This window comes from Paenibacillus sp. MT124, from assembly GCF_058792755.1.
In genome coordinates, this window is sequence record NZ_CM179500.1 from 1,576,472 (window position 1) to 1,590,525 (window position 14,054).

Sequence of the window (14,054 nt, forward strand, 5' to 3'; positions counted from 1 at the left end):
GATCAAGAGAGTTGTATTCCAAGCGGGATCATGCTCCGTTTCTTATGAGATAAGCCCTGGGGCCGACACCATTGTATCATATTTCACACGTTAACACGGAAACATACCGCACGAGTGATAAAGTCATACACACATTTTTAATACATCCGCTCAATAGTCTGCAGCAGCACCAAAAAGGCTGCGTCCCTGATCCCCGGAGGTTACAGGAGCGAAGCCTTTTGAATATTGCGTTATTGCAAATTGTTCGGACTACATTAACAGGGTAATAACCAGCAGCTCATACAGCACGAGTGGCAGGATGGTTGGTCCAAACAGTGCGCGCGGCTCCGGGTATCCATGCATTGGTGTAACCTGGAGATACAGAATTCCCCGATCAGCACTGATGATGACGCCTTCCCATACCTGACCATCGATATTTTGGACCTGTACTTTCTGGCCCACATACTGCCGGGCTGTATGATGAAGCATATTCCGCACACTTTGCACGGATTGGAGCATCGGTTGATTAGCCTGGTAGACGACGCGTGCGGATGGCGTGGATGTGGATTCAGACATGGTGCACAACCCTTCCTCGAAATAAGTTCTTACTTCAAGGTATGCATCCGCCTACAAAAGGTGATTACACAAATGACATCTGAAGTCCCGCGCGTCCAGCCCGATAATCGACATGGCCCAGTGCTCCGTTCACAAAAGTAATCTGCGGAGGAATGTGACCGAGGTCCACATCGTAAAGTACAGGCACATTCAGATCCCCGAGTGCAGAGGACAAGGCATCGGTAAAATTGAAATCTCCGGTATCCGAATATCCCGCTGGTCTGCCGAACAAAAAGCCCTTTACGCCAGCAAACCAGCCGGCCTGTCTCATCTGCCACAGATGGCGATAAATATCCCCTGCGTTCATCTCGCAGCTCTCCAAATACCAGATGGTGCCTTCATCTGCGCAATACTGGTCCAGATACGATGCAACCGGCGCGTAAGGAGTGCCAATTAGGCAGGTGATGGTATCCATACAGCCGCCCAGGAGTCGTCCCGAGAACGTAACAGCGGCGTTCGCGTCATCAGGTTGACCGAGAAGTTTCCAGCGAGAAGGGGTGTCCAGATTGAAACCGGGTGACTCCCGTATCCAGGCTGATTGATAATGAGTGGAGGAAGATTGCGTAATCTGTCCTCCCTGACCCGTCTGTAATACATCAATCCAGCGGGCGGTCACCGGATCGAGCTTGTTCGATCTGAGGTCCACATAGTTGGTGCCATGTGCTGTAGCCGTTCCCGTGAGCAGGGTATAGGCGAATAAAAAGGTACTGATATCCGAGTAGCCCAGAACCCATTTTGGCGGTAGTGACCGCAGAGCTTCCCAATTCAGCAATGGCAGGATATCCATCAGAAACTCTCCGCCCCACGGTGGAATGATGGCCTTGATCGCTGGATCATGGAAAAAGGTGTTTATCTCTTCTGCACGGTTCTCTTTGGATGAGCTTACACATTTGATATTTTGCCGCAGCCAGCGACTCTCCTGAACGTGAAAACCAAGTCGCTCCATATTTCGTTTGCTCTCATTCAGATAATGATGCAGGGATTCATCCACACCACTGGAAGGTGCGGCCACACCAATGGTGTCTCCTGTAGCAAGCGGCTGGGGGTAACGGATGGAAGGGGGATTCATAGTGTAAGCCTCCGTTTCTGTTCATCATTGTTTGTTTGATAGATGATTTCCATTATATAGAATATCCCTATTGATTCCAGCCGTTATTTTAGAATTAGTTATCCAAAGGAATTTCGAGAGAGAATGGTGCTGTGATTTTCATTGGATAAGTGCTCAGCTTCATTTGTAGATGGCCTTTTATTTTTGCTCCGTTTTCTACAGTAGAGTGGACAGTTGTAATCCCAGAAGAATCTCCATCTTTAGTACGCCAACTGGAGGTTGGCACATTGTAACTCTTGCCAGCTTCGTCTTTAATCTCGGTAAAGCCCAAAGCAAATCCGCCCTCCATGTCTGGTACAGAGAACATTAGAATCCGGTCTTTTCCAGCAATCCGGCTTCCCATAAACTTCATAGTTGGAGGACCTCCTGTAATAGTCCCAGACTCCAAATCAAGGGAGAGATCCAGTTCATCCTTATCCAGACCAGAAAGACCAGATCCTTGCAAAGTAAGCTTTTTCGGTATGGAGAAATACATACTCTCAAAGTAAATGGAACGTTCGTCATCGCCACCCATTGTTGTGTCCGTTCTCCATGCACGCCCTTGCTCATCAACCAGTTGAAGATCGCTGAGCCCGAATACCTTCTTCGTATTTTTCGGATCAAATGCCACATCAAGTACGAGACGAGTCGGATACAGGGTAGCTTGTTTGACATCAATACGCTGCCCATCTACCGTTAATGTTTGATTCACCGGCAGAACTCTCTTCATGCCTTGGGTTAAATTTTTGTCTACAGGTAAAGTGACCTTCCATTCTCCAGGATTCGCTTTACCTCTGGTTTTGAACACCACACTCAGCTCGTCCGGTGGTGAGACCTCGTCGGGAAAGATAACATCAATCATATTCTCATGAACATTTTCATTAGAAGTCGGTCTCGGTGAACCATAGCTAAACCCAACAGGAAGATTCTTGCCATTCCCATCAAGCAAGTCGATATCATACTCACCCTTCTCCAGATCTTTCATGCCTTTCATCGTATAAAAAATTACCATGCGTGACTCGTCAGTAATAATACCGTCAATGGTCACGGAAGCGCCGTCATGCTCGTCGGTAATCCCGACCTTCTGCAGCAGGGATTGATCAATCGCCATCTGCAGCCCTTTGTCCTGGCGAATCATGCTGACGATGCCCTCCATGCCAGGCCATTGCTCCACGAAGGAGGCAAAGGCAGGGGAGACTCGGATACACCCGGTAAACAGCAGGATGATGGCCGCTGCCGAGATCGAGCTCATGTACCAGCGTACCCGCGATTTGCGCTTGCGTGCAGCCTGACGTATTCCGGTCTGTACGGACTGCTGCACCGCAGCATCCGGGACGGCGATCGTATCGTATTCCGTTTTACGTCCATGCAGACGTTGTTCCAACTCCTCAAGCTGCTTCTGTTCATCGGTCATGATCATGCATCTCCTTTCATTTCTAGCTGAGCACGAAGCTGTCCAAGTGTCCGGTGAAGTCGGGATTTGACCGTACCAACCGGAATGTCGAGGATCTCTGCGGTTTCGGTCAGGGAGAATCCTTCGAAATAACTCAGGATAATAATCTGCTTGCAATCCGGGTCCAAAGCAGATACTGCTGCGGCGAGATCCGGGTCTTCGGGACGATCCCAGCTGCTCGGTTCGTGCATCTCCGTGACGGGGCTGTAACGGTTCTTCCGTTTGCGCTCGTCTGCACAGTAATTGAGCAGGATACGAATGAGCCAGGTGCCGAAGTATGAAGGCTCTTTTAGTTTTTTTAGTTTGCGGTATGCTCGGTATGTAGACTCCTGTATCGCTTCCAGGGCATCACCCTCGTTGTGCAGGTAAGCATAAGCGATCCGATACAGGCGGCTCTGATGCATTGCCATCAAGGCAGCAAAAGCCTCAGCATCCCCTTTTTGTGCGGCAGCGGTAAGCTCTGTAGGGGTCACATGGCGCCTCCTTTCATGGCTTTGTTTCGTATTAGACCGTGTGCAGGGCCAATCGGTTCTTGCTTTAAGAAAAATATGTAGATCATTGCTCAAATTCTCGTTCATTACCTTGAATCAGATCGCAAACAACCGCCAGGCCGTCTCTTTGTAGTGCAACAAGAGTCCTGACGGTTATTCATGTTGTGTTTCATTTTGCATGCGGTTGATTACTATTCGGTTGCAGCTGCTTCTCGCAGATAGGAGGCGGTAGAAGTGTTGCCGCGTTCGGTTGCGATGTCCAGTGCAGTTTGACCTGCTGCATTCAGAGCATTCGGGTCCGCACCATGCTGAAGCAGCAGTTGAATCAGTTCAGTCTGATTCGTATGAAATGCCGCAGAATGGAGGGCATTCTGTCCATCACTGTCAAGGATGCTGCAAGATGCTCCATGTTCCAGCAACAGACGGATGACCTCTGAAGAACGCTCCCCTGCAAGCGCCGCATGCAGTGCCGTATTGGAAGGAATGAATGAGATCCTGGAATGAGAAATGGCATTTACTTCTGCTCCATGATCCAGGAGAGTACGAACTGCATCTGCTTGTCCATAATGCGAGGCATATCCCAGTGGGGTAAGCCCATCTCCATTCTCGGTGTTGGCCAGCTCAGGGAAGGCAGCAAGAACCGATTGCAGCTTCGCTATATCACCATGTTGCGCTGCCTGAAATAATGCGTGAATTGCTTCGGATTGATTCAACCGAATGACCTCCATTCTAATCCATATAAAGTCGCTTAGCTGCCTCTAGGGCAGGTACGGCAAAACAGGCGAGTGGGGAAGGCAGGTCATGGAGCGGGAACCAGCCGATCTCGCCAATTGCGCCGCCTTCTTCCAGGTTCCGGGCGATGCCGCAAATATTCCGGGCTGAGTAGAGGACCGATATCCAATGTTCTTCTCGTTCCGGACGAATCGTCTCAGCGGTGCAGAGCAATTGATCGATGGTAATATCCAGATCCACTTCTTCCTTAATCTCCCGAACGACCGCCGTTTCGAGTGATTCGTAAGGGTCGACTTTGCCCCCGGGAATGCTCCAAGTGTACTGCTCCGGCTGACGATTCCGCCATACGAGAAGCACCTCATTACGTTCGTTCAGAATAACAGCCCCGACACCGATACGAGGTTGATCGGAGGCAGCTGCAGCAGGCATAGTGGATGCTGCGTATTCGGATTTCAGCTTCGGCGATGTGGATTGGAACGACAGCGGAAGTCCGGTCCGGGCTGCCCACTCCTCAGCCAGAATGCTCATGGAGATCAGATCATAATGGGTTCCATCCCGCAAGACAGCGGAGCGCTGCCGACCTTCCTCCCGGAATCCGGCTTTTAGATAGGCCCGTCTGGCAGCTTCATTGTATTCAATCACTTCCAGCGCAATCCGGTTCAGATTCAGTTCATGAAAGCCATACCGAATAATCAGGGCAAGTGCATCACTCCCGTATCCCTGACCACGATCCTTATCCTCACCAATGCCAATGGCAAGACGAGCTGAGCGATTGTTCCATTCAATTCGGTAAAGAGCGGTAAATCCGATAAATCGATTGTCCTCCAGTGTTCGCAGGGCAAATTCAAAACCGTTGTCTCTTCGAACAGCAGATGAACCCGTCTCGTCCGGGGTTAGCGGAACCGCAATGTCTGTATCCAGGTTGCGCAAATATTCGTAATTGTCCGTGTAACGTGCCAGACGCATGCAATCTTCCGGGCATGGGGCAGCGAGCCGGACTTTGGAGCCGTGAAAAGCATTCAAGTTACGTGGAGCCATGCTGCGTACACCTCTTTTGATTTATAATCTGCTTTAGGTTTTAGGTCGTGTAAGCTAAAAAATATCTCGTATGTTTATTATACTATGGATGCCAGACAATTACCGAAGGACAGCAAAAAGGCTCTGCCGACCCGTTTGTCAGCAAAGCCCTGTTAGTGGGGCGCATAGCCCGATGATGGATTATAACGAATCGGAATTCTGTACAGAAGGACGGTTTATATTTTTGCCATAATAAATCTCATCCATCTCAAGCTTCAGCCACTCCGTAATTTCATGCTGTTCCGCCTGGCTCAGCTTGTCCTTGGTATAACCAAAGAGGTAGTTATCGAGGTCAAACGCCTTCAGCTTGCATTTCGTGTGGAAAATATTTTCCTGATACACGTTAACGTCAATCATGTCGAAGCCTTTTTTGATCTCGTCCGGAATATAATTCTGAATCGAACCGATCTCGTGGTCGATAAACAGCTTGCGGCCGCTCGTATCCCGCGTGAATCCACGTACCCGATAATCCATGATCATGATGTCCGTGTCAAAGGAATGGATCAGATAATTTAGCGCCTTCAGCGGCGAGATTTCCCCACAGGTGGAGACGTCGATGTCGGCACGGAAGGTACTGATTCCTTCACTGGGGTGAAATTCAGGATACGTATGAACGGTGATATGGCTCTTGTCGAGCTGCATGACCACATTATCCGGGAGCGGACCTGGGGATTCTTCAAATGATTCCTCCGGAACCTCCACGATCGGTCCTTCCGAGACAAGCATCGTCACACTGGCCCCTTGGGGGACATAATCCTGCTGCGCGATATTGAGTACATGCGCACCAATGATGTCTGCGACATTTTTCAGAATTTTGCTCAGCCGATCCGCGTTGTACTGTTCATCGATATATTCAATATAAGCTTCGCGTTCTTCTTTGGTTTTTGTGTAGCAGATGTCGTACATGTTGAAGCTCAGCGACTTGGTCAGGTTGTTGAACCCATGCAGTTGAATGCGCTGCTCAGGCGTTAATGTCATGGCTGCAGTTCCCCTTTATCCATACGACATGGTAATCGCAGTTTTAATACTACTTATACCCAACCTTCCGCCAAAAAAAACATAAGTGCGAATTCCGGCTTTTCAAGGCGCTTTAAAATGAGGAGTCCTCATATTCGCTTACACTGTTCATCCGCTCGTCTTCGGCGATGGACTGAATATCCTCGGAAGTGACACTGATGATCGTGTAATCCTCATTCTGCTGCTTCTTCACGGCTTTTTCCTTTACAAAACGGGGGCTGCCCTCTGCGGCATCCTCATCATAAACCAGCAGGATGCCATCGCTTTTGCGCAGCAGCAAGTCATCGCGTGCTGTGAATTGCCATGGGCCGATGTAAGGCTGCTTGCTCACCGCTCCGTAGTAATCCACGCCCTGAAGGATGGTGCGGTAGTACTCCTGCTTGTCTTCCTTCCATTGTTCCTCCGGGTTCTGAAACGCAGTGATGATGGACAGCTTCAAGTGGGGATAGGTCTTTTTTAGCTCAAGTACCACCTCGCAGGCCCACAGGTCCACACCATATTGTCCAGGCGTTAGCACCCACTCCAGACCATCCTCCACAAGTGGCGTGAGACGAGAGGAGATAGCCTTTTTGATGAAGGGAATTCCTTCATGCTTCTGTCCGAAAATTTGCAGTTCATGTGCCCGGTATCCGGTAATTAACAGGTTTTTCAGCTTAAATTCCTCCTTCCCAGCACAACTTGTCCTCTAAACGCCCAACCATCAAGGTTACTTCGAAGCTGGCGCATCTGTACGGAAAGGATAGAGGAATTGCTTCGGAATATCCGTCTCGAAGGTCATGAGTTCGTCCGTCGTAGGATGAATGAAGGATAACACGCGCGCATGGAGTCCAAGACGTCCGAGTGTTTTGGTGCGAGAACCATATTTCTTGTCACCTGCAATGGGATGGCCGAGATCTTCCATATGCACGCGGATCTGGTTTTTGCGGCCGGTCTCCAGCCGAACTTCGAGCAGGGAGAATTCACGGTTCGATTGCAGTCTTTTATAGTGTGTAACGGCATGCTGTCCATCATTGGGACGTGGGCTGGAGTACATCTTCAGCGTTTTGCTCTCCTTCAGCCACGAGGAGATGGTGCCCACCGGTTTGGCTACCTGACCTTCGACAAGCGCCACGTATACGCGTTCCTGCACCTTGTCCTTCCAGTTGTCCTGCAGATTCTGCTTCACTTCCTCACTCTTCGCAAACATCATGACACCTGATGTATCCCGGTCGAGCCGGTGCACGACAAATATGCGGTTCCGCGAATCGGTGCGGCGTACGTGCTCCGTCAGTTGACGATACGCGGTAATCTCATCGCTCCGATCTGCTGCAATGGACAACAGTCCGGCATCCTTGCGAATGACGATAATGTCATCGTCTTCATGCAAAATCGTGAGTCCTGACATGGTTGGTGCGGCTACGGCGCCTTCCTTGCTGATGGATACCATCTGTCCAGGCGTCAGCGGATGGTTAAACTTGGTGACTACGGTCTGATCTACGGATACTTGTCCCCGTCCCAGGATGGACTTGACTGCATTCCGGCCTGATTTTAGATGTTGGAGCAGGAAGTTCAGCAGCTCATCCGGTTCAGTTACTTTATATTGGCGAGGTGGTTCCTGCTTACGATAATGGGCATTGCCCGCGCGTTTAGGAGCACCTGAATGTTTGGGCTTGGAAGCTGCCGGGGACTTCGAGATTAAGGGCTGCTTCGATGCTCCGCTATTACGGGATGTGGAAGCCCCAGAAGACGAAGTCGAAGCGTTTGCTTTCGGGGAACGTGCTGCCGAGGCACTCGCTGGTCCTTTACCTTTGGCTGATGGACGGCCTGTTGATCGATTGCGTTTATTCATGAATACTAATCTCCTTCTGAACAGCCTGTACCGCTTGTGTGCATACGATCCGTTCATTTCGTTTATGCAGTTCAATATACCATTAACCGGGTGCAAATAAAAATAGGTGGAACGAATCTGGTATCCATCCAAGCGAGCGAGAATCGAGATTCATAGAATAACGTATCCCACAGCATTGGAGGTGTTACTCATGGGTGTGTTCCTCGATATGAGAACTTCGATGAACTCGGGAACCGTAGGACAGCCCGGTTTATCTCTGGGTCCATCCCCGGAAGCGTTCGGATCGATTGGCCTTCAGACCCTTGGTGTTGCGAATCCCATTATCACCTTGAATGGCACGGTTGGTGTAACCGGGGAGATCGGAGATACGTTCGTTGTCGAAATCGTCCGCGGCAGCTTTTATGATCCGTTCTTTTTAATCTATCGGGCTGAAGGCACGATAGGACAGAACGGCGGGGCTGAATTCCATTCGTTTACGGCACAGGACCTGTCAGCACCACCTGCTCTGGAGAGTGTGTATACTTCGTTTATTTCCGGTGTGTCCACGGCAGTGCGTACCGGACCGGAAATGTTTTATGGCATTGCAGCAACGACCTAGCCGATATGTAATCTTTGATCCGAAGGTAGAGCGTCAAAAATTCTGATTCGCAAGACCAGCAGAGTTTGCATACACCCGGAACAAACTAGTGATGCTGGTGTAACATGGTCTGGCGCTCAAGGAAGTATCCTTGGATTGAGATCTACCAGAGAAGCAAAAAAATCCCGGCTCCAGGAGTCCGGGATTTTTTGCTGTACAGCGTACGAGGGTGACGCTTTACTCCATCAGGTTTCATAAATGCATAAATGCAGATCAGTTGGCACGGCCTTTGAGAATGATGTTATTGGCTTTTCCAAAGTCGATTGCCACTTTACCCGCCAGTGCAGCTGTGCGTTCGGCCAGGACGACCGCATTAACTCCGCAGCAGAAGAGGGCAACGTCAAATGCATCCGGGTTAGTTTGAATCCACTGCAGTGTTTCTCCCATCTGTTCCCAACGATCAAAGGGCAATGCAGCTGCAATATTCAGATGATAGGGTTCCCGCTCCAGCATGTTATGCAGTGCCTCAAGCTCGCGGGTAACCAGCAGAATACGTTTGCCTGCGAGCATCTCCCAGAAGCGAGGCGTCTGGGCTAATTCCCTGTTCACGCAGGCATGGCAAGTGAGCGCAGGGGAGATGCCGAAATGGGCGAACAGCATGTCGGTCAGCGGCCGTTTGAGATGGTCTGGGGCTTTGATTGAGCTGTCTCCGTAGGGAAGCACACCGACGAGATCGGCCCGCTGCAGAGAAGCAGCCACTTCATCCCGGAGCTGCAGATTGGGAAGGGTAAGCCCTTTTTGCCCCAGATTGGCCTTAATGGCCCAGCGCTCCTGAAGAACCTGCTCCGTCGTCCATACGGTCTCCTGGGACATGACAATATTCTCGCCATCTCCTACGCGAACAAGAGAGAATGGACGTTGTTCTCTGATCGCCGCTTCCAGCTGATCCAGCACACCATCGATTTCAAGATATTTCGAGTTCATAGCAGCATACAAACCTCCTTTAAAAATGGAATTGCTCTATTCTATGTTCGCGTTCCCTTAACGTTTTGTACGTTCAACCCGCAGGGCTAATCTTGGGGGAGTATATCAATCTATTTATATAGGAACTAGTGCAAGTGTCCGTACCGGTTCGATCTTCCTTTCATACGCTATAGAGTCGACTGCCAAAAACTATGAAATGGATCTGATCTCGGCACAGGAAGATTGGCAGATTCGAAGGAGGAGGAATGTTATGTCTAGGAAAGTTGTGATTGAGATTAATTTCAATAACTACGGGATGGACCCGCAGCGGCTTACTAGAGAATGGTTGGAGCGGAGAATGAGCATTTTTCGCACCTTTACCTTGCACTCCCTTAAGGCGCAGACGAATCAGGATTTTCTGACGGTTGTGAAGCTATCCAAGGAGTCGGGTGATTTGATGCAGGAGATTCTTGCCCAGCAGGAGCCACTTCCCAGCAACATTCGTTTTGGGACCCATATCGAGAGTGTGCGGGCAATTCTGGCCTTTGCAGAAGGAGTCGAGCACATCTATATTGCCCGTCTGGATTCAGATGACCTGTATCACCGAACCTTCGTTCAGCAGCTCTATGACGTGCAGCCACAGCCGCAGACGATGGCACTGATCAATCAGAACGGTTACCTGTGGGACAGCGTGAATAACGAGATGGCCCCGGCATTTCACCGTTCACCACAATTCTATGTCTACTTATACAAAACGGCCGAGTATGCAGCAGGATACCGGGTGAAGCTCCCGGGCAGAGGTACGCATGGCAATGTCATCGATCTGCCGCACGAGCTGCTCGCTCCGCGGAATTATGTCAATATCGTTCATTCAAACAACACGTCGGTTAAAAAGGTACCGCCAAAAGACCGGTTAAGCCGGGACGAGATGGCTCAGGTATTACGTGAATTCATGATCTGACCAGGGAGGGATTCATCCATGATTAAAGGACAAACGATTCTGATCACTGGAGGAACAGGCTCCTGGGGTCAAAAGCTGACTGAGGTTCTGCTGGAACAGGACCCTGCAGAGATTCGCATTCTGTCGCGTAATGAATATGCCCAGATTGCCATGCAGCGGGAGTTCAACCATGATGCCCGTCTGCGTTTCCTCATCGGGGATATCCGGGATTACCGCGCAGTGGAGGATGCCTGCAAGGGTGTGGACGTCCTTTTTCATCTGGCTGCATTAAAACATGTTCCGGTATGCGAGGACCAGCCGGACGAAGCGTTTAAAACGAATGTCATCGGTACGCAGAATATTATCCGCGCCGCGATCCGTATGCAGATTCCCAAAGTCATCGATGTCTCAACCGACAAAGCGGTAGATCCGATTAACGTATACGGCATGACGAAGGCTCTTGGCGAAAAAATGATGATCCGTGCCAATTGGCTGAGTGAACACACCCGGTTTGTCTGCATCCGCGGTGGTAACGTGCTGGGTACAAGCGGCAGTGTAGTGCCGCTATTCCGTCGCCAGATCGATGAAGGCAAAAGTCTGACCATAACGGATAAGGGCATGACCCGCTTTTTCCTGACACGTACGGAAGCCATCTATCTGCTGCTCAAGGCGGCTGAGGCTGCGGTAGGCGGAGAGACATTTGTGATGAAAATGAAAGCCTGTAAGATGACGGATCTGGCGTCGGTCATGCTGGAACAGGCCGGACGTCCGGCAAGCGACTACAAGGTTACCGGCATACGCCCAGGCGAGAAATTGCATGAAGTGCTGATTTCGCCTTATGAGGCGCCGCGTACCTATCAATACGATGAGCAATATTACGTGATCCTGCCGCAGGAACCGGACAAGCGCCTGACCGATGCATATCGTACACTGCCCCGAGTGACCTTCTCCGAGTACGGTTCGGACAGTGACTTGATGAAGCGGCAGGCCATTGCCGAATTTTTGCGTGCAGGCGGCTATATCGACTAACAAGGGAGGCGGAGCGTTTGGAAGTGGATCATATGCAAGACAGAATAAACAGCCGCTCCCTGAAAGCCGTCGTGATTGGTCTTGGTTATGTTGGACTTCCCATGGCGGTGGAGATGGCACATGCCGGTTATCGCGTTCACGGGATCGATATAGATGCTTTCAAGGTGGCAAGACTTCGTGCGGGTGATTCTTATGTCATTGGAATTGAAGACGAGATCATACAATCACTAACCCAAGCCGGGTTGTTTACAGCCGGTACGGATTATGCCGCAGTAACGCAGGCAGATGTCATTGTTATCTGTGTGCCTACGCCGCTGACGGCTGATCATCAGCCGGATATTTCATATATTGCTGCAGCGGTGGATGGCATGACTCCTTATTTGAAGGAGGGGAGCCTGGTTATTTTGGAAAGCACGACGTACCCCGGCACAACGGAGGAGCATGTGAAGCAGCCGCTTGAAGCAGCCACAGGCTGGAGAACAGGCGAACAATTGTATGTCTGTTATTCTCCCGAACGGGTGGACCCGGGCAGTGTAAACTATGGTGTAAAAAACACCCCGAAGATTATCGGTGGATCAACACCTGCCTGCCTGTCTTATGGTAAAGAATTCTATGGCTCATTTCTCAATGAGATTGTTCCAGTAAGTTCAACGACCGTGGCCGAAACGGCGAAGCTGTTTGAAAATACATTTCGCAGCGTCAATATTGCGCTGGTGAACGAGCTCACGCCTGCCTGTGAACAAATGGGCGTGAACATCTGGGAAGTGCTGAATGCGGCAGCAACCAAGCCGTTTGGCTATATGCCGTTCTATCCGGGTCCAGGCATCGGTGGACATTGTATCCCCATTGACCCCATCTATCTGTCCTGGGCGGCTAACCGGCAGGGATCAGATCTGCAATTCATCACACTCGCAGACGCGACCAATCGGCAGATGCCGGAGCGTGTGGTTCAGCGTGCAGCAGCACTGCTGGAACAGGCGGGTACGCGGGTTCAGGGAGCACGCGTTGTACTGGCAGGCATGGCTTACAAGAAGGATGTCGACGACTTGCGTGAATCGCCGGCGCTGGACGTCTTCCGCCTGCTGAGCGCAGCGGGAGCAGAGGTTGTTTTCACAGATCCGATGGTACCGGTCTTCCGCAAGGATGATGGCTCTGTGCTTCAGTCTCAGCCTGCTGTGCCGGGCTTGTGGGCTTGGGCCGACCTGGTGATCATCACGACCGACCATTCGGGCTTCAATTATCAGGAAATGGCGGATCATGCGAAGCTCATTTTCGATACTCGGAATGCAACAGCCGGGTGCCATGGAGGCCATATTGTGGTGCTGGGACAGCCCCATCGGCCTGAGGGAACATCGGTGCAAAGTGTCCGGGTAGTGAATGAAGTGCCAGAGACAGAAGATGAACAAAAGGAACATGTGCTGCCGAACACAGCGGAAGTTCAGGGTGGAGTCAAGGAAGAACCTGCACATCTTCAAGAGAAATCGGGGGATACTCATGGCGAATCATGATCGGGTAAGTGAACGATATTATGGCGAGATCAACTCGGAAGATTCCCATGAAGCCACCCGGACCCGTATCCACTGGATGTGCCGGGAAGCAACCGGTAAACGAATTCTGGACGTTGGATGCAGTCAGGGGATTACCTCTATTTTACTGGCGCGTGAGGGGTTTCGTGTAACAGGGGTCGATCTGGAAGAAGAGAGTATCCGGTATGCGCAGGCAGAACTCGCCAAAGAGTCCAAACCTGTTCGGAACAATGTGGATTTTCGCATGCTGGACATTACGCAGTGGAAAGTAAAAACCACCTTCGATACCGTGCTGCTCGGAGAAGTGCTGGAGCATTTTGCCCATCCGGAGACATTGTTGCTTCAGGTTCACCGGCTGCTGCAGGAGGAAGGGACGCTGATCGTAACTGTGCCGTATGGTTATCATCCGTTCTATGACCACAAGCAGACGTTCTATGCAGGTAACCTGGCGATGTGCCTGATGCCGTATTTTGAAGTCTTGAAACTGGAGGTTCATCATAAATATTTATGTTGCGTGGCCCGCAAGCGGCGGAAAACGCAGCTGCATATGTCGCCAACCCTGAAACAAGTGACGGAGTGGATGCAGCTGGATCATGTGCACTTTGCCGAGGTCGAGCAGAACCATCTTCGCCTGATGAAACTGCGCAAGAAGGCGCTGGATCAAGCGGTGGAGCAGGTGAAGCGGCTTCGTCGTCAGGAGAATGCGGAAGGGTAACGGGTGAAGGAAGAACCAACGAAAT

Annotated in this window: 15 protein-coding genes and 1 pseudogene; 5 read left to right on the forward strand and 11 right to left on the reverse strand. The window is 50.7% G+C overall.

Annotated features, from left to right (window positions below):
• Positions 1-249 precede the first annotated feature (249 nt).
• From AC3RCI_RS07280 to AC3RCI_RS07325, 10 genes and pseudogenes are all read right to left on the reverse strand, one after another.
• Positions 250-555, reverse strand: coding sequence for a hypothetical protein (locus AC3RCI_RS07280; protein ID WP_095289295.1), 306 nt, complete (start codon positions 553-555; stop codon positions 250-252).
• A 64-nt stretch (positions 556-619) separates the two neighbouring features.
• Positions 620-1,663, reverse strand: coding sequence for a S66 family peptidase (locus AC3RCI_RS07285; RefSeq protein WP_492528253.1), 1,044 nt, complete (start codon positions 1,661-1,663; stop codon positions 620-622).
• 94 nt (positions 1,664-1,757) lie between these two features.
• Positions 1,758-3,095: a DUF4179 domain-containing protein gene (locus tag AC3RCI_RS07290; RefSeq protein ID WP_492528255.1), complete on the reverse strand. Its 1,338-nt coding sequence runs from the start codon at positions 3,093-3,095 to the stop codon at positions 1,758-1,760.
• 2 nt (positions 3,096-3,097) lie between these two features.
• Positions 3,098-3,607 (reverse strand): RNA polymerase sigma factor, encoded by a 510-nt coding sequence (locus AC3RCI_RS07295; protein ID WP_249281121.1) that lies wholly within the window; start codon positions 3,605-3,607, stop codon positions 3,098-3,100.
• A gap of 209 nt (positions 3,608-3,816) precedes the next feature.
• On the reverse strand, positions 3,817-4,338 hold the full coding sequence (locus AC3RCI_RS07300) for an ankyrin repeat domain-containing protein (RefSeq protein ID WP_492528257.1): 522 nt from the start codon (positions 4,336-4,338) through the stop codon (positions 3,817-3,819).
• Positions 4,339-4,354: 16 nt separating this feature from the next.
• A complete protein-coding gene (locus AC3RCI_RS07305) occupies positions 4,355-4,786 on the reverse strand; it encodes an NUDIX domain-containing protein (RefSeq protein WP_492529836.1) in 432 nt (143 codons plus the stop codon).
• Positions 4,787-4,903: 117 nt separating this feature from the next.
• Positions 4,904-5,395: pseudogene (locus tag AC3RCI_RS07310) on the reverse strand (GNAT family N-acetyltransferase); the annotation flags it as partial.
• Positions 5,396-5,575: 180 nt separating this feature from the next.
• The gene (speD, locus tag AC3RCI_RS07315) at positions 5,576-6,412 is read right to left on the reverse strand and encodes an adenosylmethionine decarboxylase (RefSeq protein ID WP_095289300.1); all 837 of its coding nucleotides are present in this window, start codon (positions 6,410-6,412) and stop codon (positions 5,576-5,578) included.
• A 112-nt stretch (positions 6,413-6,524) separates the two neighbouring features.
• Complete coding sequence (locus AC3RCI_RS07320) at positions 6,525-7,103, reverse strand: SLOG family protein (RefSeq protein ID WP_095360495.1); 579 nt, start codon at positions 7,101-7,103, stop codon at positions 6,525-6,527.
• Between the two features lie 54 nt (positions 7,104-7,157).
• On the reverse strand, positions 7,158-8,279 hold the full coding sequence (locus tag AC3RCI_RS07325; protein ID WP_154892473.1) for an RluA family pseudouridine synthase: 1,122 nt from the start codon (positions 8,277-8,279) through the stop codon (positions 7,158-7,160).
• A 190-nt stretch (positions 8,280-8,469) separates the two neighbouring features.
• Between AC3RCI_RS07325 and AC3RCI_RS07330 the strand changes: the two genes are divergently transcribed.
• On the forward strand, positions 8,470-8,877 hold the full coding sequence (locus AC3RCI_RS07330) for a hypothetical protein (protein ID WP_153977464.1): 408 nt from the start codon (positions 8,470-8,472) through the stop codon (positions 8,875-8,877).
• A gap of 252 nt (positions 8,878-9,129) precedes the next feature.
• Here AC3RCI_RS07330 and AC3RCI_RS07335 read toward each other — a convergent pair whose 3' ends face one another.
• Positions 9,130-9,840, reverse strand: coding sequence for a GT-D fold domain-containing glycosyltransferase (locus AC3RCI_RS07335; RefSeq protein WP_492528259.1), 711 nt, complete (start codon positions 9,838-9,840; stop codon positions 9,130-9,132).
• 250 nt (positions 9,841-10,090) lie between these two features.
• On the opposite strand from AC3RCI_RS07335, the gene AC3RCI_RS07340 reads away from it, so the two are divergent.
• From AC3RCI_RS07340 to AC3RCI_RS07355, 4 genes are read left to right on the forward strand one after another with little or no spacing between them, the layout of a single operon-like run.
• Positions 10,091-10,780 carry a glycosyltransferase gene (locus AC3RCI_RS07340; protein WP_492528261.1) on the forward strand — a complete coding sequence of 230 codons (690 nt, stop codon included), beginning with the start codon at positions 10,091-10,093 and terminating at the stop codon, positions 10,778-10,780.
• 18 nt (positions 10,781-10,798) lie between these two features.
• On the forward strand, positions 10,799-11,788 hold the full coding sequence (locus AC3RCI_RS07345; protein WP_336780975.1) for a polysaccharide biosynthesis protein: 990 nt from the start codon (positions 10,799-10,801) through the stop codon (positions 11,786-11,788).
• Positions 11,789-11,811: 23 nt separating this feature from the next.
• Positions 11,812-13,296, forward strand: coding sequence for a nucleotide sugar dehydrogenase (locus AC3RCI_RS07350; RefSeq protein ID WP_492529838.1), 1,485 nt, complete (start codon positions 11,812-11,814; stop codon positions 13,294-13,296).
• Positions 13,283-14,029, forward strand: a complete 747-nt coding sequence (locus AC3RCI_RS07355; protein WP_095360488.1) for a class I SAM-dependent methyltransferase — start codon at positions 13,283-13,285, stop codon at positions 14,027-14,029. Before AC3RCI_RS07350 ends, AC3RCI_RS07355 begins: the two co-directional genes overlap by 14 nt.
• Positions 14,030-14,054: the final 25 nt, after the last annotated feature.

Coding starts and splice junctions, on each gene's coding strand:
- speD (WP_095289300.1), bottom strand. CDS start 6,412: ATGACATTAACGCCTGAGCAGCGCATTCAACTGCATGGGTTCAACAAC.
- AC3RCI_RS07345 (WP_336780975.1), top strand. CDS start 10,799: ATGATTAAAGGACAAACGATTCTGATCACTGGAGGAACAGGCTCCTGG.
- AC3RCI_RS07340 (WP_492528261.1), top strand. CDS start 10,091: ATGTCTAGGAAAGTTGTGATTGAGATTAATTTCAATAACTACGGGATG.
- AC3RCI_RS07325 (WP_154892473.1), bottom strand. CDS start 8,279: ATGAATAAACGCAATCGATCAACAGGCCGTCCATCAGCCAAAGGTAAA.
- AC3RCI_RS07355 (WP_095360488.1), top strand. CDS start 13,283: ATGGCGAATCATGATCGGGTAAGTGAACGATATTATGGCGAGATCAAC.
- AC3RCI_RS07305 (WP_492529836.1), bottom strand. CDS start 4,786: ATGCCTGCTGCAGCTGCCTCCGATCAACCTCGTATCGGTGTCGGGGCT.
- AC3RCI_RS07290 (WP_492528255.1), bottom strand. CDS start 3,095: ATGACCGATGAACAGAAGCAGCTTGAGGAGTTGGAACAACGTCTGCAT.
- AC3RCI_RS07335 (WP_492528259.1), bottom strand. CDS start 9,840: ATGAACTCGAAATATCTTGAAATCGATGGTGTGCTGGATCAGCTGGAA.
- AC3RCI_RS07280 (WP_095289295.1), bottom strand. CDS start 555: ATGTCTGAATCCACATCCACGCCATCCGCACGCGTCGTCTACCAGGCT.
- AC3RCI_RS07285 (WP_492528253.1), bottom strand. CDS start 1,663: ATGAATCCCCCTTCCATCCGTTACCCCCAGCCGCTTGCTACAGGAGAC.
- AC3RCI_RS07330 (WP_153977464.1), top strand. CDS start 8,470: ATGGGTGTGTTCCTCGATATGAGAACTTCGATGAACTCGGGAACCGTA.